The organism is Pseudomonas coronafaciens pv. oryzae str. 1_6 (assembly GCF_000156995.2).
Lineage (GTDB): Bacteria > Pseudomonadota > Gammaproteobacteria > Pseudomonadales > Pseudomonadaceae > Aquipseudomonas > Aquipseudomonas tremae.
In genome coordinates, this window is the sequence record NZ_CP046035.1 from 1,536,845 (window position 1) to 1,557,746 (window position 20,902).

Sequence of the window (20,902 nt, forward strand, 5' to 3'; positions counted from 1 at the left end):
TTCACTATGAGAACGCTGCCATGAGAGCACTGCAATGAGAGCTCCGCGCGATTGCCCGGCGGTATTGATCGCCGCGCCAGCCTCCGGGCAAGGCAAAACCACCGTTACCGCCGCGCTGGCCCGCTTGCATCGCAATCAGGGCCGCAAGGTCCGGGTGTTCAAGTGCGGGCCGGACTTTCTCGACCCCATGATCCTTGAGCGTGCCAGTGGCGCGCCGGTCTATCAACTGGACATGTGGATGGTCGGTGCCGATGAAAGCCGCCGCCTGTTGTGGGAAGCCGCTGATGAAGCTGATCTGATTCTTATCGAGGGCGTCATGGGCCTGTTCGATGGCACGCCCTCGAGTGCCGACCTGGCGCGACACTTCGGCGTGCCGGTGCTGGGAGTGATCGACGGCACTGCAATGGCCCAGACCTTCGGCGCCCTGGCGCTGGGGCTGGCGCGCTATCAGCCGGACTTGCCGTTTGCCGGCGTGCTGGCCAACCGCGTCGGCACGGTTCGTCATGCGCAGTTGCTGGAAAACAGCCTGACCGAAGGTTTGCGCTGGTATGGCGCGTTGTCACGCGAAGTGGGTTTTGAATTGCCCAGTCGCCACCTTGGGCTGGTGCAGGCCAGCGAGCTCAATGACCTGGACCTGCGTCTGGACATGGCCGCTGCGGCCTTGGCCAGCACGTGCGAAGTGGCCTTGCCTCCGGCTGTGACATTTACCGCGGCCGACCCGGTTCAGGTCGAGCCGTTGCTGAGCGGCGTGCGCATCGCCGTGGCGCGAGACGAAGCGTTTGCCTTTATTTATGGCGCCAGCCTGGACCTGTTGCGCAACATGGGTGCCGAGCTGAGCTTCTTCTCGCCCATCCATGACAGCGAAATTCCAGACGCCGACAGCCTTTACCTGCCGGGCGGTTACCCTGAACTGCACCACGTCGCGCTGGCCGCCAACCTCACGATGCAGGCTTCGATCAGGGCGCACCATATTGCCGGCAAGCCGATCCTGGCCGAGTGCGGCGGCATGCTCTACCTGCTCGATGCTCTGACCGACGTAGAGGGCGTGCGCGCCGACCTGGTCGGTTTGCTGGCCGGTGAGGCGGTCATGCAGAAGCGTCTGGCGGCGCTGGCGCTGCAAGCGGTCGAGCTGCCTGAGGGCACGCTGCACGGTCATACCTATCACCACTCGCTGACCAGCACCGAGCTGCAGCCAATTGCCCGTGGCGTCAGCCCTAATGGTGGGCGGGGCGCAGAGGCGGTGTATCGTCTCGGACGCCTGACCGCGTCCTACGTGCATTTCTATTTTCCTTCCTGCCCACCGGCAATTGCGGCGCTGTTCAAGCCATGACCGAGCAGGCATTCAGCGAGCAAGAGCGGGCTGCGGTGTATCGCGCCATCGCCGAGCGCCGCGACATGCGGCATTTCATCGGTGGCGAAGTCGCGCCCGCGTTGCTGGCGCGTTTGCTCGAAGCCGCGCATCAAGCACCCAGTGTCGGGCTCATGCAGCCTTGGCGCTTCATTCGTATCAGTGACCCACTGTTGCGCGGCAAGATGCAGGCGCAGGTGGAAGAAGAGCGTATTCGTACCGCCGAAGCACTGGGCGAGCGCACCGACGAGTTCATGAAACTCAAGGTAGAAGGCATCAACGATTGCGCGGAAGTGCTGGTCGCTGCACTGATGGAAGGCCGTGAGCAGCACATCTTCGGTCGCCGTACCTTGCCGGAAATGGACATGGCCTCATTGTCCTGCGCCATTCAGAACCTGTGGCTGGCTTCGCGTGCCGAAGGGCTGGGCATGGGCTGGGTGTCGCTGTTCGACCCTGAAGCGCTGGCCGGATTGCTGGGCATGCCCGACGGCGCCAAGCCGCTGGCGATCATCTGTCTGGGGCCGGTGAAAGAATTTTATCCTGCGCCGATGCTGGTCATGGAAGGCTGGGCGCAGGCGCGTCCGCTGAAAGAGCTGTTGTATGAGAACCAGTGGGGAGTGAGTCAATGAGTGTGGCGCTGTTGAGCGTCGCCGGCGTGGCACTGGACGCGTTGCTCGGTGAGCCGAAACGTTTCCATCCGCTGGTGGCGTTCGGAAACTTTGCCAGCCGGGTCGAACAACGTTTCAACAGCGGTGGCCGCGGCTGGCGCAGTCATGGCGTGACGGCCTGGGTGATCACCGTGGTGCCGTTGACGCTGGCGGCCACGCTGCTGAGCTGGCTGCCTTACATTGGCTGGCTGTTTGACATCCTGGCGCTGTATTGCGCGCTGGGCATGCGCAGCCTGGGCGAGCACGTTCAGCCGGTGGCGCAAGCGCTGCGCAGCGATGATCTGGTCGAGGCTCGGCAGCGGGTCGGTTACCTGGTCAGTCGGCAGACGACTGAACTCGATGCTACCGAAGTCGCTCGCGCCGCCACAGAGTCGGTGCTGGAGAACGGTAGCGACGCTGTGTTCGCTGCCTTGTTCTGGTTCGTCGTGGCCGGTGCGCCTGGCGTTGTGCTGTATCGGCTGAGCAATACGCTGGATGCCATGTGGGGTTATCGCAACGAGCGTTTCGAGCGTTTCGGCTGGGCTGCGGCGAAAATCGACGACGTGCTCAACTACTGTCCTGCACGCCTCGTGGCACTGACTTACGCCTTATTGGGCAAGACCCGCCTGGCGCTACGCTGCTGGCGCACTCAGGGGCCAACCTGGGACAGCCCGAACGCTGGCCCGGTGATGGCAGCTGGCGCGGGCGCACTGGGCGTCGAACTGGGCGGCGCGGCTATCTATCACGGCGAGCTGCATCAGCGTCCGGCATTGGGCGAAGGTGTTCCGGCCGATGCAGACTCGATTGATCGCGGCTGGCAACTGGTGCAGCGCGGCGTGTGGTTGTGGCTGCTGGTCATCTGTGTGGTAGCTGAATTCTATGCTTGAACATGGCGGTCGATTGCGCGCTGCGGCGCAGCATTATGGTATCCGGCAGGCCGAATGGCTGGACCTGTCCACCGGCATTGCGCCCTGGCCGTGGACGATTCCCGATATCCCGGCGCGTGCCTGGGCGCGGCTGCCCGAGACCGATGACGGTCTGGAAGCTGCGGCCTGTGCGTATTATGGCGTTCCTCAATTGCTCCCGGTGGCCGGTTCCCAGGCCGCGATCCAGGCGTTGCCACGGGTGCGCCGTGGCGGTCGGGTCGGCGTTCTTTCTCCTTGTTATGCCGAGCATGCACATGCCTGGCGCAAGAGCGGTTACGTGGTTCGCGAGGTGAGCGAGCATGAGGTCGATTATTTTCTCGACAGCCTTGACGTGCTGGTGGTGGTCAACCCCAACAACCCGACTGGCCTGCATTTAAGCACCGAGCGCCTGCTGGAATGGCACGCGCGACTGGCCGAGCGCGGTGGCTGGCTGGTGGTGGATGAAGCGTTCATGGACAACACGCCGGGCCTCAGCCTGACAGCCGAGACCTGGCGCATCGGGCTGATAGTGCTGCGCTCGTTCGGCAAGTTTTTCGGTCTGGCCGGTGTCAGGCTGGGGTTTGTGCTGGCCGAGCCGGTGCTGCTCAAGGCGCTGGCGCAAGAAATAGGCCCTTGGTCTGTCAGCGGTCCTACCCGCATTATTGGCCAGGCCTGTCTGGGCGATGTGCAAGGCCAGGAGCATCAGCGCGAGCGCAGTGATCGGGCGCGTGACCGGCTGGTGGCATTGCTCGAACAGTACGGCCTGACTCCGGACGGTGGCTGTGCGCTTTTTCAATGGCTGGTCACCGCACAGGCACAGACACTTTACGAATTTTGCGCCCGGCGCGGTGTGCTGCTACGGCTGTTCGCAGGGTCAACGCCGGAATCCGGCAGCCTGCGCTTCGGTTTGCCTGGCGAAGAGGCTGACTGGCATCGTCTGCACAACGTTTTGCTTGAATACCGCAAGGAATACCCATGGCCACGCTGATGGTACAAGGCACCACGTCGGATGCCGGCAAAAGTACGCTGGTGACGGCGCTGTGCCGCTGGCTTATCCGGCAGGGTGTGAGCGTCGTGCCGTTCAAGCCGCAGAACATGGCGCTCAACAGCGCGGTGACGGCGGACGGTGGTGAGATCGGACGTGCGCAGGCTGTCCAGGCCCAGGCGTGCTTTCTGGAGCCACACACCGACATGAACCCGGTGCTGCTCAAGCCCAACAGCGACACCGGCGCGCAGGTGATCATTCATGGCCGTGCTGTTACCACCATGAACGCGGTGGCTTATCACGGCTATAAAGAGATCGCCATGCAGGCGGTGCTGGAGTCGCATCGACGGCTTGGCGAAAGCTACCCGGTAATCATGGTCGAAGGCGCGGGCTCGCCTGCCGAGATCAATCTGCGCGCCAACGACATCGCCAACATGGGGTTTGCCGAGGCGGTCGACTGTCCGGTGCTGCTGATTGCCGATATCAACCGCGGCGGCGTCTTCGCCCATCTGGTCGGCACGCTGGAGTTGCTCTCGCCGAGCGAGCAGGCGCGGGTCAAAGGTTTCATCATCAACCGGTTTCGGGGCGACATTGCCCTGCTGCAACCGGGTCTGGACTGGCTGGAAGCGCGCACCGGCAAACCGGTGGTCGGCGTTTTGCCTTACGTGATGGACCTGCACCTGGAAGCCGAAGACGGTCTCGATCAGCGCCAGACCGACAAGGTCGAACAGGTCCTCAACGTGGTCGTGCCGGTGCTGCCACGCATCAGTAATCACACCGATTTCGACCCGTTGCGCTTGCATCCTCAGGTCAATCTGCAGTTCATCGGGCCAGGCCAGGCGATACCGCCTGCCGACCTGATCATCCTGCCCGGCTCGAAAAGCGTACGCAGCGACTTGAAATACCTGCACGCCAATGGCTGGGACACCGCTATCGACCGGCACCTGCGCTATGGCGGCAAATTGATGGGGATCTGCGGCGGCCTGCAAATGCTCGGCGAGCACCTGCATGACCCGCTGGGGCTGGAGGGTGCTGCCGGTTCAAGTCCCGGGCTCGGTCTTCTGGCGATGAGTACGGTACTGGAAACCGAGAAACAACTACGCAACGTGCGAGGCCATCTGACGCTGGAAGACGCTGAAGTCAGCGGTTACGAAATTCATGCCGGCGTGACCACCGGCGCGGCGCTGGAGCAGCCCGCGGTCAGGCTTGATGATGGCCGTTGCGATGGCGCGCAGAGCACTGACGGGCAGATACTCGGCACCTACCTGCATGGGCTGTTCGAATCACCTGCGGCGTGCAGTGCCTTGTTGCGCTGGGCCGGCCTGGAAAACGTTCAGTCGGTCGATTATCACGCTTTGCGCGAGCGCGACATCGAGCGCCTGGCGGACCTGGTTGAAAAACACCTGGACGGCCGCCTGCTCCGCGAGCTGTGCGGCCTGGAGGCAAGCTGAATGCTGCAATTGATCCTCGGTGGCGCCAGGTCCGGCAAAAGCCGGCTGGCCGAGAAACTGGCCATGAATTCCGCGCTGGAGGTGATTTATATCGCCACCAGCCAGCCCCTTGATGGCGAAATGAATCATCGCATTGCTAGCCATCGTGCGCGCCGTCCCGAGCAATGGGGGCTGGTAGAGGAGCCTGTCGAGCTGGCGCGAGTGCTGCGCGACAACGCCGCGTCCGACCGCTGTCTCCTGGTGGATTGTCTGACCCTGTGGCTGACCAATCTGCTGATGCTCGACAGCTCAGAGCGTCTGGCTCGGGAGCGTGAAGCGCTGCTTGACTGTCTGGCCGGTTTGCCGGGTGAAATCATTTTTGTCAGCAACGAAACCGGGCTCGGTGTTGTGCCTCTCGGTGAGCTGACCCGCCGTTATGTCGACGAAGCCGGCCTGCTGCATCAATCGCTGGCCGAGCGTTGCCAGCGCGTAGTATTAACCGTTGCTGGTCTGCCCCTGGTCCTTAAAGGAACACCGTTATGAGTAATTCCTGGTGGCTCACGCCTGCTCAGGCCATAAATATGCCAATGCGCGAAGCTGCACTGGCGCGCCAGGCGCAACTGACCAAACCCGCCGGTTCGCTGGCACAGCTGGAGCGCCTGGCGGTTCAGCTTGCCGGCCTGCAAGGGCGTGAGCGTCCGGCTGCCGACACATTGTGGATCGCGATCTTCGCGGGCGATCACGGCGTTGTTGCTGAAGGTGTGTCAGCGTATCCGCAGGAAGTCACTGGCCAGATGTTGCACAACTTCGTCAACGGCGGCGCAGCGATCAGCGTGCTGGCGCGTCAGTTGTCGGCGCACCTGGACGTGGTGGACTTGGGCACGGTTTCGCCGATGGACCTGCCGGGCGTTCTTCATCTGCGACTGGGGGCGGGTACTGCCAACCTCGCGCAGGGGCCGGCGATGAGCGAAGAGCAGGGTTTTGCTGCCTTGCAGGCCGGTCGCGACAGCGTCTTGCGTGCCAAGGCAGCGGGGACCGAGTTGTTTATCGGTGGAGAAATGGGTATTGGCAATACCACCTCTGCCAGTGCGCTGGCGTGCTCTATTCTGGAATGCGCCGCGCCGTTGCTGGTAGGGCCTGGCACCGGACTGAACGCGGAGGGCGTCGCCCACAAGACGCAGGTCATCGAGCGCGCGCTGGCGTTGCATGCCGAGCACTCGGGTGATCCGTTGCGAAGCCTGTTCTGTCTGGGCGGGTTTGAAATCGCAGCCCTGACGGGCGCCTATCTGGCCTGTGCGCAGGAAGGTATCGCGGTGCTGGTCGACGGCTTCATCTGCAGCGTGGCGGCATTGGTGGCTGTGCGCCTGAACCCGTCGTGCCGCAGCTGGTTGCTGTTTGGTCACCGTGGTGCGGAGCCGGGACATCGGCATTTGCTGGAAACGCTTTGGGCCGAGCCGCTGCTTGATCTTGGCATGCGTCTGGGTGAGGGCAGCGGTGCGGCTCTGGCAGTACCTCTGGTGCGCCTGGCTTGCGAGCTGCACAACGGCATGGCGACATTTGCCGAAGCTGCGGTGGCGGATCGTCCGGCATGAACTTGCATCTTGATCTGTTGAGGCATGGGGAAACCGAGCTGGGCGGTGGGTTGCGCGGCAGCCTTGATGACGCGCTGACAGACCTCGGCTGGCAGCAGATGCGTGATGCGGTCGTTGACGGCGGCCCTTGGGAGCGGATTGTCAGCTCGCCGTTGCAGCGCTGCGCGCGGTTCTCCGAGGAGTTGGCGCAACGTCTGTCGTTGCCCCTGCAACTGGAGCCGGGTCTGCAGGAATTGCACTTTGGCGATTGGGAAGGTTACAGCCCTGCGCAACTGATGGAAACCGATGCTGAAGGGTTGGGGTTGTTCTGGGCTGATCCTTATGCGTTCACGCCGACCAATGGCGAACCTGTGGCCGATTTCTCGTCTCGAGTGCTGAACGCCGTGCAGCGTTTGCATCAGGCCTGTGCCGGTGAGCGCGTGCTGCTGGTCAGCCACGGCGGGGTGATGCGTTTGCTGATGGCTCAAGCGCGTGGTCTGCCTCGTGAGCAGTTGTTGCAGGTGGTGGTCGGTCACGGCGCCCTGTTGTCGATTCAGGTCGCCGCTGGCGGTCTGCTGACGGAAGTCTGAAATGCTCCCATTCTGGATCGCTCTGCAATTTCTCGGCAGCCTGCCGATCCGCCTTCCCGGCATGCCTCGTCCCGAGGAGCTTGGGCGTTCGCTGTTGTTCTATCCGCTGGTAGGCGTAGTATTCGGCACGTTGTTGCTGGGTTTCAATGCGCTGCTCGGCGGTACGCCGCTGATGTTGCACGCCGCGCTGCTGCTCTGCGCCTGGGTGTTGCTCAGCGGTGGTTTGCACCTGGATGGCCTGGCAGACAGCGCCGACGCCTGGCTGGGCGGTTTCGGCGATCGCGAGCGTACCTTGAGCATCATGAAGGACCCACGCAGCGGGCCCATCGCGGTGGTCACGCTGGTGCTGGTGCTGCTGCTCAAATTCGCCGCCATTGTGGCGCTGATCGAAAGTCAGAACAGCATCGGGCTGCTGTTGGCGCCGCTGATCGGGCGCAGTGCCATGCTTGCACTGTTTCTTGGTACGCCTTACGTGCGCGCTGGCGGGTTGGGCCAGGCACTGGCCGATCATCTGCCGCGCAGCCTCGGCCGCAAGGTGTTGTTGGCCAGCGCCTTGGCCTGTGTGCTGCTGGCGGGCTGGTCGGGTGTGTGTGCAGTGCTGGTCTCTACTGTGTGTTTTTTCTGGTTGCGTCACTTGATGATGCGGCGCCTTGGAGGGGCGACGGGTGATACGGCAGGCGCGTTGCTGGAATTGCTCGAGCTGACAGTCGTGCTGACACTGGCGCTGGTTTAAGCGCTGTCGAGGGATATGCCCTGACTGGATTGACAGCGTTGCTGGGCAGGGCGTAGCGTCGCGGCTCGCAGGCACATCCGCGTGCAACTGTTGCAGGGAGCTGACAATGACATCGATCTGGCGCACCAGTGTCTGGATTCTCGTGGGCAGCGCCTTGATCCTGGCGTTATCACTGGGTACGCGGCACGGCTTCGGGCTGTTTCTGTCGCCCATGAGCGCGGATTTTGGCTGGGGCCGCGCAGTGTTCGCCTTCGCCATCGCTTTGCAAAACCTGATGTGGGGGCTGGCGCAGCCGTTTGCCGGTGCGCTGGCAGACCGCTTTGGCGCGGCGAAAGTCGTGTTCGTCGGCGGTATTCTTTATGCCGTGGGGCTGCTGTGCATGAGCATGGCCGACTCCCCACTCAGTCTTTCATTGAGTGCCGGTTTGCTCATCGGCATAGGCCTTTCCGGTACGTCGTTCTCGGTCATTCTGGGTGTGGTCGGGCGCGCGCTGCCTGCCGAGAAGCGCAGCATGGGCATGGGGATCGCCAGTGCGGCCGGGTCATTCGGCCAGTTCGCCATGCTGCCCGGTACCCTGGGCCTGATCAGCTGGCTGGGCTGGTCCGGCGCCTTGCTCGTGCTGGGCGTGATCGTCGCGTTGATCCTGCCATTGGTGGGCATGCTCAAAGACATACCTACCGCCTCTACCGGCGTCGAGCTTACCTTGGGCGAGGCTCTGCGCGAGGCCTGCTCGCATTCGGGGTTCTGGTTGCTGGCGCTGGGCTTTTTCGTCTGCGGCTTTCAGGTGGTTTTCATTGGTGTGCATCTGCCTGCTTATCTGGTGGATCAGCACTTGCCGGCCAAGGTCGGCACCACGGTGCTGGCGCTGATCGGGCTGTTCAATATTTTCGGCACTTACACCGCGGGCTGGCTGGGCGGTCGTATGTCCAAGCCTCGACTGTTGACCACGCTTTATCTGCTGCGCGCAGTGGTGATCGTGCTGTTTATCTCGGTCCCGCTCAGTCAGACCACCGCCTACCTGTTTGGGGTGGCGATGGGCCTGCTTTGGCTGTCCACAGTTCCTCTGACCAACGGTACGGTGGCGACGCTGTTCGGTGTGCGCAACCTGTCGATGCTGGGCGGTATCGTTTTCCTGTTTCACCAGTTGGGGGCTTTTCTGGGTGGCTGGCTGGGCGGTCTGGTGTACGACCGTACCGGGAGCTACGACCTGATCTGGCAAGTCTCAGTGCTGCTCAGCCTGCTGGCGGCGGCGCTCAACTGGCCTGTGCGTGAGCGCCCGGTGGCCAGGCTGCAGGCGCAAGGTGGTCTGGCGTGACCGGGCGCTGGCCATTAGCCTCGGCCTTGGTGGCGGTGGCGGTGCTGTTGGGGCTGCTGTGGTGGGCCTGGCAACATGTCGGGCTGGCAGCATTACAACTGGGCCTGGGCGCTTGCTAGGCAGAAGGCCTGGCTTGCGGTAGCGTGTCGGTAGACCACAATAATCTTCAGGGCCACCATGATGAATATTCGCTTTGCTTCGATTTCTCTTTTGTTGCTGGCCATGAGCGGCGCTGCAATGGCCGCCGATTGCCCGCCGCTGTTGCAAGGCGAGCTGCCCAAGCTGCGCGCCAAGGAAAACATCGACCTGTGCAAGCGCTTTGCCGGCAAGCCGCTGGTGGTGGTCAACACGGCCAGCTTCTGTGGCTTCGCGCCGCAGTTCAAAGGGCTTGAAGAACTCAGCCAGCGTTACAAGGGGCAGGGGCTTGAGGTGCTGGGCGTGCCGTCCAACGACTTCAAGCAGGAGGCCAAGGACGGTGAAGAAACCGCCAAGGTTTGCTACGTCAATTACGGCGTGACCTTCACCATGACCGAGCCGCAGGCTGTGCGCGGTGACGATGCCACTCACCTGTTTAAAGTGCTTGCCGAGCAAAGCAGCGCGCCACGCTGGAACTTCTATAAGTACGTGGTCGATCGCCAGGGCAAGGTCATCGCCAACTTTTCCAGCATGACCAAGCCCGATGATCCTGAACTGATTGCGGCCATCGAAAAGGCGATTGCATCGAAGCCCTAGGTTGCAGGGGAGTGCGAAGCTCAAGTCGAGCCCGAATCTCGCTGATTCGCAGCACGGTATGACGCAGAGCGTTACGAAATGCATGCCAGCGCGGGGCATTGGCATGACAGTCATGGAGTATGAATGCTGTTCCCGCACCCCATCGGGGAGCGCAGCCCCAGGCGCTTTGCATCCGCTTTCAAGGGTGTCAGGCGCGCAATAAAAAGCCCGCGATCATCACTGGTCGCGGGCTTTTTCAGCTTGGCGGTCGCCTGTCAGAAGCGATAGGTAACCGAGGTGCCCAGGCCGTGAGCAGTGTTGCGGTAGTCGGCGCTGTAAGAACCCTTGGTCGCGCTGCTGTCGCGGATCTTGGTTTCTTCTTCACGCAGGTACGAATACGCCACGTCGATGGTCAGGTCGTCGGTCGGGCTCCAACCGGCACCGAAGCTGATGATCTTGCGATCGCCAGTCGGGATGCGTGGGGAGCGGTTGACGTTGTTGGTTGGCGACTGATCAACGGAGAAGCCAGTGCGCAGCGTCCACTCTTTATTGACCTTGTACGATGCACCAATGGCGTGTGCCCAGGTGTCGTGCCAGTTCTGTTCTTCAGAGATAGTGCCGATCGGGCCGACGGAACCGCCGAGCAGGGCAGGAACGCCATCGTTGTTGACGGTGATGTCTTGCAAGCGGCTCCAGCGGGTCCAGGTGCTGCCTGCATAGACAGTCCAGTTTTCGTCGAGCTGCTGAGTGATGGAGAAGTCCACGGACTCAGGCGTGGAAATATCCAGCGAAGCGTCGTACTTCTGGCCGGAGAATCCGCCGAAGCCCGAGCCTTCGATCTTGGTCTTGCCTTTGAGCTTGTAATCGACCTTCGAGTGGTAGGTCAGGCCAAGGCGTGTGGTGTCGGTGGCTTGCACCAGAATACCGGCATTGAAGCCGATCGCGGTGTCATCGCCTTCGATCTTCACCTTGCCGTCGTTCAGGCCAGGGCTTCTTGCGTTCAGCGTGGCAGACGTCAGCTCGCCGTCGATACGGTTGATGGTCGGGCCGAAACCAATGGAGACCTTGTCGTTGAATGCATAGCTGACGGTCGGCTGAAAGGTCACGACCTGGACGTGGCTCTTGTCGCCCCAGTAGCGGCCTGCGAAGCCTTTTTCGTAATCGGTGACCAGGCCGAACGGCACGTACACGCCCAGACCAAATGCCCAGTGATCATCGATAGGTTTTACGTAGTAGCCCATTGGCACGCCGACGACCGGGACCATGTCACCGTCGTTGCTGCCGCCAAATGTGCCGCGACCATTGTCGATGTCGGTCTTGGCGATAACGGCTGCGGCGCCTCCGCTGATTTGTTCGCGTTTTATGCGCGACATGCCGGCAGGGTTGCCGAATACAGTGCTTGCGTCATCGGCTGAGGAGGAGCGACCTGCGAAACCGGTGCCCATGCCGCTGATACTTTGTTCATTGAGGGCGAAGCCGGCAGCGAGCAATTGAGAAGAAGCCAGGCCCAGAGCGAGTCCCAGCGTTGTCCGGTTCAGTGCTTTTGTCATTATTTTCATTATTAGAACTCCTTGTTGTTCACCGCTCGGAAATTACCAACATTTTGAACGGCGCGCTATAGCCTGAATAGCCCGATTTAGAGCTATTCTTGTAGGACAATCCTGAAAAAGCAGTAGGAAATGCACTTTTTTCGAAGTTCTGTTGTCGTGCTTACTCGTCAGGTCGGTCACTTTTATCACGGGCATTAAAAAGCCCCGCGTGTAAGGCGGGGCTTCGGGCTTGCGTTACAGCTGTCGTCAGGCGATGAGAGCCTGACGGGTACGCTCGATCACGGCTTGCAGCGGTTCGGCGCTTGCGTACTGATCGGGGTACAGGCGTTCGCTGTGGCGGGCGATGCCGTGTTCATTGACGATGGTAAAGCTGAAGCAACCTTTGCGAGCTGCCATGATCAGGCAGTTCATCGGGGCAAAAGCATTGGTAAGCGTGTGAATCGCGTGCTGAGTTTGAGTATTCATATTCAAGGTGTTTCCTGAAACAACACGGAACAATACCGTGCATAAATAAAGATTCCAGTAAACGCGGGCCGACATTTGATAAAAAATCCTGGCTGGGCGGAGAACCTGACTGGAACAAGACAGGCAGTTGAAGCGCGCTTTATCGTATGGCGCTCTGGCTGACCGGTAGGTACTTAGGAGGGCAGGCAACACGACAGGAGCAAAGGTTCTACGCTCCAGGTGAAGATCCTGATCAATTGCAGGCTGGTTGAAGCAGACCATGAGAGCCGTTACTGCACTGACACCTTTATGGTGCTTCAGCGAGAAGGTTCATGTCTGGAAACCATCGAGGTGGTCGATCCCTTGTTGCCAACATTCTCGTCGCATGGAGGAGTGTCTGTCGGGGGACTTGTCGACCGGAATTGATTTTCAGCTTGGTACTAACGGCGGCAATGCTACCGACGGCGAACAGGTAATGCAATAGGCTACGTGAAAAATAATTCTCAATGGACAAGCAGTCGATAGACCAGCACCGCCACGGAGGCAACCATCGAACATCCCAGCAGGTAGGCTGCGATGGTCAGTCGAGTTGACTCGCGGCGTTCGATGGCGCGCATTATATCGCCTGCCTGATTGATGCGGCCCTTGCTCAGGTCCCTGCAGATGATCAGGTTCAGGGCGATGGCAGATAACAGCACGCTGCAGGCGAACACCACGCCGTCCGGTGAGGGCAGCAGCAGGCTGGTCGCGATAGCAGTTATACAGACTGCTATCAATAACACGAAGAACTTCAGTATCTCCCTCATGGAACCCTTCACTGAATCATTGATGGCTGACGGCGGGTGTTTTTCAAGATGACTTCTGCCGAAGCGCGCGCAGTCTATCGCTTGCAGCAACTTTAGGGGACTGCGCCGTGCAGGAAAGCGCTCGGGGGCGTGGCGCCTTTTTTTGAAACGACCGCTACAAGCCAGTGTGTATGGGGATTTAAGTGACATCGTGCGCAGATTACCTGACGCACCACATCCCTGAAAAAACGCCTACGCGAGCGTTGTGCACATTAGCGCCACAAGCTGCCACATCACTGTCACAAGTGTTGCTAAGGGTTTGATTTATGATGGTGATTTATTAAGTCAATGAAAAACATCGCTTTTTTTTGCTGGTGAAAAAATCGTCAGTTTGAGCGCAAGCCCCATTCTGTCTGCGTTTGCGGAAGTTAAAGGAAGGTTGTCCACTGAGTTATCCACAGCTTCTGTGGATTGTCCCGGTGGTGATGTCCCGGTAATGGGGGCTGTGCGACTGCGCAAAAACGCGTAGAATCCGTCACCCCGATTTGCCCCCGCCTATTGATCTTGCCTCGCTAGAGAGGCTGTTTCTGCTGCACTATTTGTGTTTCTACCTACAATGCCGCTGGCGGTGATTCGGCCTGCATGGAGTCTTTATGGCACTGGACCTGAACAGCCTGTTACTTGGGCTTGCTGCAGCCGCATTGCCCTTGTTGGCATTGCTCTGGCAGATGCAGCGTCGTCTGGCCTCGCGCCAGGCTGAAAACGCGTTGCTGGATGAGCGTCTGAGCATGGCGCAGATGGCGCAGGAAGGCCTGAACGCGCAACTGGACGCCTGCCGTGACGAAGTCAGCGATCTGGGGCATGCCAACTCGGCCAAGCAGGCCGACCTTGCTGCGCTGCGCCGTGAAGTCGAATTGCTGCGCGAGGAAAGCGACAATGCCCGCGAAATGGCGCAAGGCTGGACAGTCGAGCGTGCCGGCAGAGAAGCCGAGTTGCGTCGGCTGGATGCGCAGTGCGCAGCACTGAATGCCGAACTGCGCGAGCAGCAGGACAGCCATCAACAGCGTCTAAACGATCTTCAAGGGTCCAGAGACGAACTGCGCGCCCAGTTCGCCGAGCTGGCAGGCAAGATCTTTGACGAACGTGAGCAACGCTTCGCCGAAACCAGCCAGCAGCAATTGGGGCAATTGCTGACACCGCTCAAGGAACGTATTCAGTCGTTCGAAAAGCGTGTCGAAGAAAGCTACCAGAATGAAGCTCGCGAGCGTTTTTCGCTGGCCAAGGAGCTGGAGCGTCTGCAGCAACTGAACCAGCGCCTGAGTGATGAAGCCACCAACCTGACGCGCGCGCTAAAAGGGCAGAAAACCCAGGGCAACTGGGGCGAGCTGATTCTCGAGCGGGTGCTGGAGCATGCAGGGCTGGAAAAAGGCCGCGAGTACCAGACGCAAGTCAGCCTCAAAGGGCCTGATGGCGAACGTTTTCAACCTGACGTGCTGATCATGCTGCCGGGTGACAAACAGGTGGTGGTCGACGCCAAGGTGAGCCTGACCGCTTACCAGCAATATGTGTCAGCCGATGACGAGGTTATCGGCCAGACCGCGCTCAAGCAGCATGTGCTGTCACTGCGCAATCACGTCAAAGGCTTGTCGGGCAAGGATTACAAGCGCCTTGAAGGTCTGCACAGCCTGGATTTCGTGCTGCTGTTCGTGCCCATCGAAGCGGCGTTTTCAGCGGCATTGCAGGCTGAGCCCAATCTGTTTCAAGAGGCTTTTGATCGCAATATCGTGATTGTCAGCCCAACCACGTTGCTGGCCACTTTGCGGGTAATCGACAGCCTCTGGAAACAGGAGCGGCAGAGCCAGAACGCGCGCGAGATCGCCGAGCGGGCAGGCTGGCTGTATGACAAATTCGTGCTGTTCATTCAGGACCTGGACGAAGTGGGCAACCGCTTGCAGCAACTGGACAAAGCGTATTCGGCCGCACGCAACAAGCTGACCGAAGGGCGCGGCAACCTGATCAGTCGCAGCGAGCAGCTCAAATTGCTGGGCGCACGGGCCAGCAAGAGCCTGCCGCCCGACCTGCTCGAAAGGGCCATGACGGACGGGGAAGGCCTGATTCGGCAGCCTGAGTGAGGCAGGGCGCAGGCAGTTGCAAAAGCCCGCTGCAATATCCGGCAATGAGCCGTCCGTCGCAAAGACTAGAAGCGATCCTGCACAACTGTCACATTGGCTCCATCGGGGAAATTTTTTTCCGTAGCACTCGGCTAAATGTTCAATTTGCTTCTACGATCTTTAGTGAGTGATGGATACAGATCAGGTTTTTCCCTCAAGGGGGCTCTATGAATAGCAAAATGCAAGAATGGCTCCATGATCTTGGCGTTGCACTGGGTCTTATCGAACGACCAAAACTGCAGCCTATTCCGGTTCGTACCAACGACGATCGTCGTCGTCCACGCCGGTAAGCACCTCGCTGCACAGCGTGTGCCTGGTCACGTTACCTATAGCAACGGGGCGTAAAAGCGTCCCGACACAAGACGTTTTTTCCAGAGTCGGTGTCCCGGTTACACTCATAACCCCTTGCTTTTGCTGTCGTCCGGCAGCGTTTCCCGTCTTATCAACAGAATGGTGTCGATCACCTGTGTCAGCGGCGTGGTCTGTAACTTCACCGAATCCGGAAACTCGACTTTGAACTTCGTCTGCAGAGCATCGAGCAGTTTCTCGATGTCGTCTTGATCCATAGCCAGGTCGTCGAAAGTGGCTGCCATGTGAATTTCGGACTTATCCACCAGGATAACGCCCAACTCGTCAAACACTCCCTGACTGATTGCCTCGCGATTCATGAGTATTCCTGATGTTGGCCTTGTCAGGATGGGGCAGGCGTACTTCATGTCACCAGCTTGGACTGATTAGACTAGCTCAAGCAGGGGAGACGGCTGCGGATTGCACCGGCGCGGACGGACGAAGTTGTTTAAACTGCCTGATTGTTCGACAGGCGGCTCTCTGCATGGCCGAGCTGTCATCCTTGTTGCCCTCCAGGCGTGCCGTTTCTGGTTGCGCGGCAGGCCCGTCCCAGAGAGAACCGATGCCCCGCGCCCGCTGTGAACGTTGTTTGCGCCCCTCCCTGCATTGCCTGTGTGCGTTGATCCCGCGTCTGGACAGCCGCACCCGGGTGTTGATCCTGCAGCATCCTGGCGAAGTCAGTCATGCATTGAACACCGCACGGCTGGCAGCGCTCGGGCTGGTCAATGCGCAACTGTGTGTCGGGGAGGTGTTCGATGATCTGCAAACACTCCTGAACCCGCCCGGCTATCAGGCACGATTGCTGTTCCCGGGTGAAACTGCCGAAACGCTGGCGCCTTACGCGGGCGATTCGCTGCCGATGCTGCTGGTCGTGCCGGACGGCACTTGGCGCAAGGCGCGAAAAATGCTGCACCTCAACCCTCTGTTGGCTGCCTTGCCGCGCGTCAGTCTGGGTGCCGTGCCTGCTTCGCGTTATCGCTTGCGCAAGGCGCCTGCCCCGAATGCATTGTCGACGCTGGAGGCAATCGTGCATGCGTTGCAGGCACTTGAAGCACCGGGCTCGTTCGAGGCGCTGCTGAATCCGTTCGATGCATTGATCGACGGTCAGATTCAGGCCATGGGCGACGAGATGTATCAGCGTAATCATGGCGACAAGGCTTGATAAAACAATTTGCAGCGTTAAGCGCGCTCAGCTGTAACTGTTGCTTTTCAGGACAGCGCCTAGAATAAGCGGGTGTTCTATTTCTCGCGGAATTGCCGATGCACATCTCTTCTGGTCGTTGGGTCTACGGCCTGTGCCTGTCACTGCTGACGGCGCTGCTCTGGGGCATTCTGCCGATCAAACTCAAGCAGGTTCTGCAGGTGATGGATCCGGTAACAGTTACCTGGTTCAGGCTGTTCGTCTCCGGCGTGCTGTTGTTTGTGTGGCTGGCGTCGGTCAAGCGTCTGCCCAGCTTCAAGATGCTGGGTCGCAAAGGCAAGGTGCTGGTGGGGCTGGCTGTGTTCGGGCTGGTAGGTAACTACGTGTTGTACCTGATCGGTTTGCGCCTGCTGAGCCCGGGTACCACGCAGCTATTGGTGCAGGTAGGCCCGATCTTTCTGCTGATCAGCAGTATCTTTCTGTTCAAGGAACGCTTCAGTGTGGGGCAGGGCATCGGCTTGCTGGTGCTGATGGTCGGCTTTGGCTTTTTCTTCAATCAGCGTCTGCTCGAGCTGTTTACCTCGCTGGGTGATTACACCACCGGTGTGCTGATCGTGCTTCTTGCTTCGACGGTCTGGACCTTTTACGGGCTGAGCCAGAAGCAGTTGCTCACGGTATGGAACTCACTGCAGGTCATGATGGTGATCTACCTGTTCTGCGCATTATTGCTGACACCTTGGGCGCACCCCGCCGAAGCGTTGCTGCTGAGCCCGTTGCAAGGCTGGCTGCTGCTGGCCTGCTGCCTGAATACGTTGGTGGCCTACGGTGCGTTTGCTGAAGCATTGGCCCATTGGGAAGCGTCGCGGGTCAGTGCGACCCTGGCGTTGACGCCTCTGGTCACTCTGGCCGCAGTAGCGGCGTCTGCCTGGCTTTGGCCTGCTTACGTGCAGGCCGAAACCCTGAACGTGCTGGGTTACGGCGGTGCCTTGCTGGTGGTTTCAGGGTCGGCGTTGACCGCGCTTGGGCCTTCTCTGGTCGCTGGTTACCGGGCAAGAAGGGCGAGGCTGGCTCAGGTTTAAGAGGCATTGATGCAGGGTAAGCCGTTCAGCGCTTGCCCAGCGCCTGGGCCTGAAGAATCCATTCCTGCCGCTGTTGTTCGGTGGCACTGTGTACCGGCGCGAATTCGGTCAGGCGCTTCGTCTTGATCCCGCAAAAGCCCAGGATTGTCCGAACCATCTGCCGATGTGCAGGGGCGCCGTATATCCAGCGAAAATAACGCGGCGGGGTATCCAGAGTCACCAGCAGCTCTGCCGTCCGACCTTTGAGCAGTTCGTTGGCGCGATGCCTGCGTCCGTGGGCCTTGAACGCAAAGCCCGGCATCAACACCCGGTCGAAGAACCCGGTCAGCAACGCAGGCAGGCCGCCCCACCAGACCGGATAGACAAATACCAGGTGCTCGGCCCAGTGAATCTGACGCTGGGCTTCAAGCAGGTCAGGCTCCAGCGTCTGGGTCTGGTCGTAGCCACTGTGCAGAACCGGATCGAAATCCAGTTCGCCCAGCTTGATGACCCGCACCACATGGCCTTCGCTTCGTGCAGCCTGCGCGTAGGCATCACCCAGGGCATGGCAGAGGCTGATGGTTTTCGGCGTGCCGTACACCATCAGTATCCGTTTGCCATTGCCTTCCAGTGGCGTTGCACCGGATCTGGCATCAGCCATTGCTGCCTGCCTCCAGCATTTTGTCCGGGCGTACCCAGGCGTCGAATTCCTCATCGGTCAGGTAGCCCAGCGCAAGTGCCGCCTCGCGCAGGGTCAAACCCTCGGTATAGGCTTTCTTGGCAATTTGCGCCGACTTGTCGTAGCCGATATGCGGATTGAGCGCAGTGACCAGCATCAAGCCGCGCTCGAGGTGCTCGGCCATCTTCTCGGCGTCCGGCTCCATGCCGGCGACGCAGTGTTCGTTGAAGTTGCTGCAGCCATCGGCCAGTAGGCGAATCGATTGCAGGACGTTGTGGATGATTACCGGCTTGTACACGTTCAGTTGCAAGTGCCCCTGACTGGCGGCAAAGCCTATCGTCACATCGTTGCCCATGACCTGACAGGCCAGCATCGACAGCGCTTCGCACTGAGTCGGGTTGATCTTGCCGGGCATGATCGAACTGCCGGGCTCGTTGGCTGGCAGCCTGACTTCTGCCAGCCCGGCGCGTGGGCCTGAACCCAGCAGGCGCAAGTCATTGGCGATTTTCATCAGGGTGCCGGCCAGTGTTTTCAGCGCGCCGGAAAGCGCTGCCAGCGGCTCGTGACCCGCCAGTGCGGCGAACTTATTGGGCGCGGTGACGAACGGCAGGCCGGACAATGCGGCCAGTTCTGCAGCGATCGCTTCAGCAAAGCCCTTCGGCGAGTTGAGCCCGGTGCCCACTGCCGTGCCGCCTTGCGCCAGCTCGTAGACCGCAGGCAGGGTGGCGCGAATGGCTTTTTCAGCGTAATCCAGTTGGGCCACAAAGCCTGAAAGCTCCTGGCCAAAGGTGATCGGCGTCGCGTCCATCATGTGCGTACGTCCGGTCTTGACCAGTTTCATGTGGCGCGCGGATTGCTCGGCCAGTCCGGCAGACAGTTCGGCTATGGCCGGCAGGAGGTGTTCCTTGACCGCCTGAGCAGTGGCAATGTGCATGGCCGTCGGGAAGCAGTCGTTGGAGCTTTGCGAGCGATTGACGTGATCGTTGGGGTGGACTGGCGATTTGCCGCCACGGCCCTGACCGGCCAGTTCGTTGGCACGACCGGCAATCACCTCGTTGACGTTCATGTTGCTCTGCGTGCCGCTGCCGGTTTGCCAGACCACCAGCGGGAACTGCGCATCGTGCTGCCCTTCAAGTACTTCATCGGCGGCCTGTTCGATCAGGCGCGCGATGTCGGCAGGCAAGTCTCCATTGCGATTGTTGACGCGCGCAGCGGCCTTCTTGATCAGGGTCAGGGCGTGCAGGACGGGCAGCGGCATGCGCTGATCGCCAATCGCGAAATTGATCAGTGAGCGTTGGGTCTGCGCCCCCCAGTAGGCATCCTCGGGGACTTCGATCGGGCCGATGCTGTCGGTTTCGGTGCGGCTCACAGGTCTTACTCCTTTAAGTACGTTGCAGGTTAGGTAGCCATATGCGGAGAGGGTTCCCGAGCACTGCTTTTTAACCGCTCGGTGAACCGGGGGTTGAGACAAAAGCCCACATAAGCGCAGAATGGTCGGCCCTGGGGTAATGCCTCGTTCGCTAGATAAGGAAACTCGATGACCCGTCTTCGTGCCATTTGTACCGCGGTAGCGCTGGTGTGTGCCAGTGGTCAGGTCTTTGCCGACACCGCCAGTCACAATGCGAGCGCCGAAACATTCCTGAAGCTTGCCAACGCCGATCGCCTGGGCGCTCCGGTCTACGCGCAGGTTCAGCAGATGTTTGCCCAGCGTTTCGCTGAAACCAAGGCACCTGCCTCGAAAAAGGCGCTGCTTGAAACCTATCAGGCCAAAGCCAACACCGCACTTGATCAGGCCATCGGCTGGAACAAGCTCAAGCCTGAAATGGTCAAGCTCTACACCACCAACTTCACTGAAAGCGAGTTGAAGGATCTGGTTGCGTTCTACCAGTCCCCGCTGGGCAAGAAAGTGATGACCAAGATGCCTGAGCTGGCGCAACAATCCGCTCAGTTGACCCAGAGCAAGCTGGAAAGCGCAGTGCCGGTCGTCAACAAGCTGCTGGCTGACATGACTGCCGAGCTGGAACCTGCCAAGGCCGCTGCTCCTGCTGCCGCTCCGGCCAAGAAGCCCTGACAGGCGGTTTTTGACATGACCATGCAACAACGAATCGAGTCGGCGCTTGCGCTGCTGCAACCGCATCATCAGCAAGTGCTCGATGAGAGCCACATGCACAGTCGTGGTCAGCAGACGCATTACAAGGCCGTGCTGGTCAGTGATCAGTTCGAGGGCCTGAGCCAGGTCAAGAGGCACCAGAAGGTCTATGCCACGCTGGGGGCTCTGATGGGCGAGTTTCACGCGCTGGCCTTGCACACGTACACGCCTGAAGAATGGGCGAAAACCGGTGCTGCGCCTGCTTCGCCCACCTGTGCTGGCGGTCATTGACAGGCACGCTTTGCCGATCACGCCCCCTCTGCGGGGGCAATTGATCCGCCGAGCTGCCTGCTGAACCGCGCTTTTTGCTAGAATCCGCACCGCGCCGACTGGCCGGTGCGT

Annotated in this window: 24 protein-coding genes; 18 read left to right on the forward strand and 6 right to left on the reverse strand. The window is 60.3% G+C overall.

Annotated elements, in window-relative coordinates; genetic code table 11:
* Positions 1–34: 34 nt before the first annotated feature.
* The 12 genes from POR16_RS06880 to POR16_RS06930 all read left to right on the forward strand — a co-directional run bounded on the left by POR16_RS06880 (position 35) and on the right by POR16_RS06930 (position 10,256).
* Positions 35–1,330 carry a cobyrinic acid a,c-diamide synthase CobB gene (locus tag POR16_RS06880; protein WP_005889692.1) on the forward strand — a complete coding sequence of 432 codons (1,296 nt, stop codon included), beginning with the start codon at positions 35–37 and terminating at the stop codon, positions 1,328–1,330.
* The gene (gene bluB, locus POR16_RS06885) at positions 1,327–1,977 is read left to right on the forward strand and encodes a 5,6-dimethylbenzimidazole synthase (RefSeq protein WP_005889693.1); all 651 of its coding nucleotides are present in this window, start codon (positions 1,327–1,329) and stop codon (positions 1,975–1,977) included. Before POR16_RS06880 ends, bluB begins: the two co-directional genes overlap by 4 nt.
* Positions 1,974–2,882, forward strand: a complete 909-nt coding sequence (gene cbiB / locus POR16_RS06890) for an adenosylcobinamide-phosphate synthase CbiB (protein WP_122349469.1) — start codon at positions 1,974–1,976, stop codon at positions 2,880–2,882. Before bluB ends, cbiB begins: the two co-directional genes overlap by 4 nt.
* On the forward strand, positions 2,875–3,888 hold the full coding sequence (gene cobD, locus POR16_RS06895) for a threonine-phosphate decarboxylase CobD (RefSeq protein WP_005889696.1): 1,014 nt from the start codon (positions 2,875–2,877) through the stop codon (positions 3,886–3,888). The genes cbiB and cobD overlap by 8 nt, the downstream gene beginning before the upstream one ends.
* Complete coding sequence (locus POR16_RS06900; protein WP_005889697.1) at positions 3,876–5,336, forward strand: cobyric acid synthase; 1,461 nt, start codon at positions 3,876–3,878, stop codon at positions 5,334–5,336. The genes cobD and POR16_RS06900 overlap by 13 nt, the downstream gene beginning before the upstream one ends.
* Complete coding sequence (cobU, locus tag POR16_RS06905) at positions 5,337–5,858, forward strand: bifunctional adenosylcobinamide kinase/adenosylcobinamide-phosphate guanylyltransferase (RefSeq protein ID WP_005889698.1); 522 nt, start codon at positions 5,337–5,339, stop codon at positions 5,856–5,858.
* The gene (gene cobT, locus POR16_RS06910; protein ID WP_005889699.1) at positions 5,855–6,907 is read left to right on the forward strand and encodes a nicotinate-nucleotide--dimethylbenzimidazole phosphoribosyltransferase; all 1,053 of its coding nucleotides are present in this window, start codon (positions 5,855–5,857) and stop codon (positions 6,905–6,907) included. The genes cobU and cobT overlap by 4 nt, the downstream gene beginning before the upstream one ends.
* Positions 6,904–7,476, forward strand: a complete 573-nt coding sequence (gene cobC, locus POR16_RS06915; RefSeq protein WP_005889701.1) for an alpha-ribazole phosphatase family protein — start codon at positions 6,904–6,906, stop codon at positions 7,474–7,476. Before cobT ends, cobC begins: the two co-directional genes overlap by 4 nt.
* A gap of 1 nt (position 7,477) precedes the next feature.
* The gene (locus POR16_RS06920) at positions 7,478–8,209 is read left to right on the forward strand and encodes an adenosylcobinamide-GDP ribazoletransferase (RefSeq protein WP_005889702.1); all 732 of its coding nucleotides are present in this window, start codon (positions 7,478–7,480) and stop codon (positions 8,207–8,209) included.
* Positions 8,210–8,315: 106 nt separating this feature from the next.
* The gene (locus tag POR16_RS06925; RefSeq protein ID WP_005889704.1) at positions 8,316–9,524 is read left to right on the forward strand and encodes an MFS transporter; all 1,209 of its coding nucleotides are present in this window, start codon (positions 8,316–8,318) and stop codon (positions 9,522–9,524) included.
* Positions 9,521–9,643, forward strand: a complete 123-nt coding sequence (locus POR16_RS26775; RefSeq protein WP_005889706.1) for a hypothetical protein — start codon at positions 9,521–9,523, stop codon at positions 9,641–9,643. The genes POR16_RS06925 and POR16_RS26775 overlap by 4 nt, the downstream gene beginning before the upstream one ends.
* A 61-nt stretch (positions 9,644–9,704) precedes the next feature.
* Entirely contained in the window at positions 9,705–10,256 is a 552-nt protein-coding gene (locus POR16_RS06930; RefSeq protein ID WP_005889708.1) for a glutathione peroxidase, read from the forward strand.
* 254 nt (positions 10,257–10,510) lie between these two features.
* Here the strand turns inward: POR16_RS06930 and POR16_RS06935 are convergent, their stop codons facing one another.
* The 3 genes from POR16_RS06935 to POR16_RS06945 form a co-directional block, all read right to left on the reverse strand.
* Positions 10,511–11,794, reverse strand: a complete 1,284-nt coding sequence (locus POR16_RS06935; protein WP_024690082.1) for an OmpP1/FadL family transporter — start codon at positions 11,792–11,794, stop codon at positions 10,511–10,513.
* A gap of 237 nt (positions 11,795–12,031) precedes the next feature.
* Positions 12,032–12,250 carry a hypothetical protein gene (locus tag POR16_RS06940; RefSeq protein WP_002554588.1) on the reverse strand — a complete coding sequence of 73 codons (219 nt, stop codon included), beginning with the start codon at positions 12,248–12,250 and terminating at the stop codon, positions 12,032–12,034.
* 482 nt (positions 12,251–12,732) lie between these two features.
* Positions 12,733–13,035 (reverse strand): hypothetical protein, encoded by a 303-nt coding sequence (locus tag POR16_RS06945; protein WP_005889712.1) that lies wholly within the window; start codon positions 13,033–13,035, stop codon positions 12,733–12,735.
* 746 nt (positions 13,036–13,781) lie between these two features.
* Here POR16_RS06945 and POR16_RS06950 point away from each other — a divergent pair.
* Together POR16_RS06950 and POR16_RS26880 are read left to right on the forward strand one after the other, a co-directional pair.
* Positions 13,782–15,146: a DNA recombination protein RmuC gene (locus tag POR16_RS06950; RefSeq protein WP_162880326.1), complete on the forward strand. Its 1,365-nt coding sequence runs from the start codon at positions 13,782–13,784 to the stop codon at positions 15,144–15,146.
* 206 nt (positions 15,147–15,352) lie between these two features.
* Positions 15,353–15,475, forward strand: coding sequence for a PA1414 family protein (locus tag POR16_RS26880; protein WP_117144034.1), 123 nt, complete (start codon positions 15,353–15,355; stop codon positions 15,473–15,475).
* A 105-nt stretch (positions 15,476–15,580) separates the two neighbouring features.
* Here the strand turns inward: POR16_RS26880 and POR16_RS06960 are convergent, their stop codons facing one another.
* Positions 15,581–15,853: an acyl carrier protein gene (locus POR16_RS06960; protein ID WP_005889718.1), complete on the reverse strand. Its 273-nt coding sequence runs from the start codon at positions 15,851–15,853 to the stop codon at positions 15,581–15,583.
* 242 nt (positions 15,854–16,095) lie between these two features.
* Here POR16_RS06960 and POR16_RS06965 point away from each other — a divergent pair, with 242 nt between their 5' ends.
* A complete protein-coding gene (locus POR16_RS06965; RefSeq protein ID WP_005889720.1) occupies positions 16,096–16,695 on the forward strand; it encodes a tRNA-uridine aminocarboxypropyltransferase in 600 nt (199 codons plus the stop codon).
* 98 nt (positions 16,696–16,793) lie between these two features.
* Positions 16,794–17,753, forward strand: a complete 960-nt coding sequence (locus tag POR16_RS06970; RefSeq protein ID WP_005889722.1) for a DMT family transporter — start codon at positions 16,794–16,796, stop codon at positions 17,751–17,753.
* Positions 17,754–17,778: 25 nt separating this feature from the next.
* Here the strand turns inward: POR16_RS06970 and POR16_RS06975 are convergent, their stop codons facing one another.
* Both POR16_RS06975 and POR16_RS06980 read right to left on the reverse strand, forming a co-directional pair.
* Positions 17,779–18,393: an NAD(P)H-dependent oxidoreductase gene (locus tag POR16_RS06975; protein WP_005889723.1), complete on the reverse strand. Its 615-nt coding sequence runs from the start codon at positions 18,391–18,393 to the stop codon at positions 17,779–17,781.
* Positions 18,386–19,780, reverse strand: coding sequence for a class II fumarate hydratase (locus POR16_RS06980; protein WP_005889725.1), 1,395 nt, complete (start codon positions 19,778–19,780; stop codon positions 18,386–18,388). Before POR16_RS06980 ends, POR16_RS06975 begins: the two co-directional genes overlap by 8 nt.
* 168 nt (positions 19,781–19,948) lie before the next feature.
* Between POR16_RS06980 and POR16_RS06985 the strand changes: the two genes are divergently transcribed.
* Both POR16_RS06985 and POR16_RS06990 read left to right on the forward strand, forming a co-directional pair.
* Positions 19,949–20,482 (forward strand): DUF2059 domain-containing protein, encoded by a 534-nt coding sequence (locus tag POR16_RS06985; protein ID WP_005889727.1) that lies wholly within the window; start codon positions 19,949–19,951, stop codon positions 20,480–20,482.
* Positions 20,483–20,497: 15 nt separating this feature from the next.
* Positions 20,498–20,791 carry a BolA family protein gene (locus POR16_RS06990; RefSeq protein ID WP_024690078.1) on the forward strand — a complete coding sequence of 98 codons (294 nt, stop codon included), beginning with the start codon at positions 20,498–20,500 and terminating at the stop codon, positions 20,789–20,791.
* The last annotated feature ends 111 nt before the right edge of the window (positions 20,792–20,902 follow it).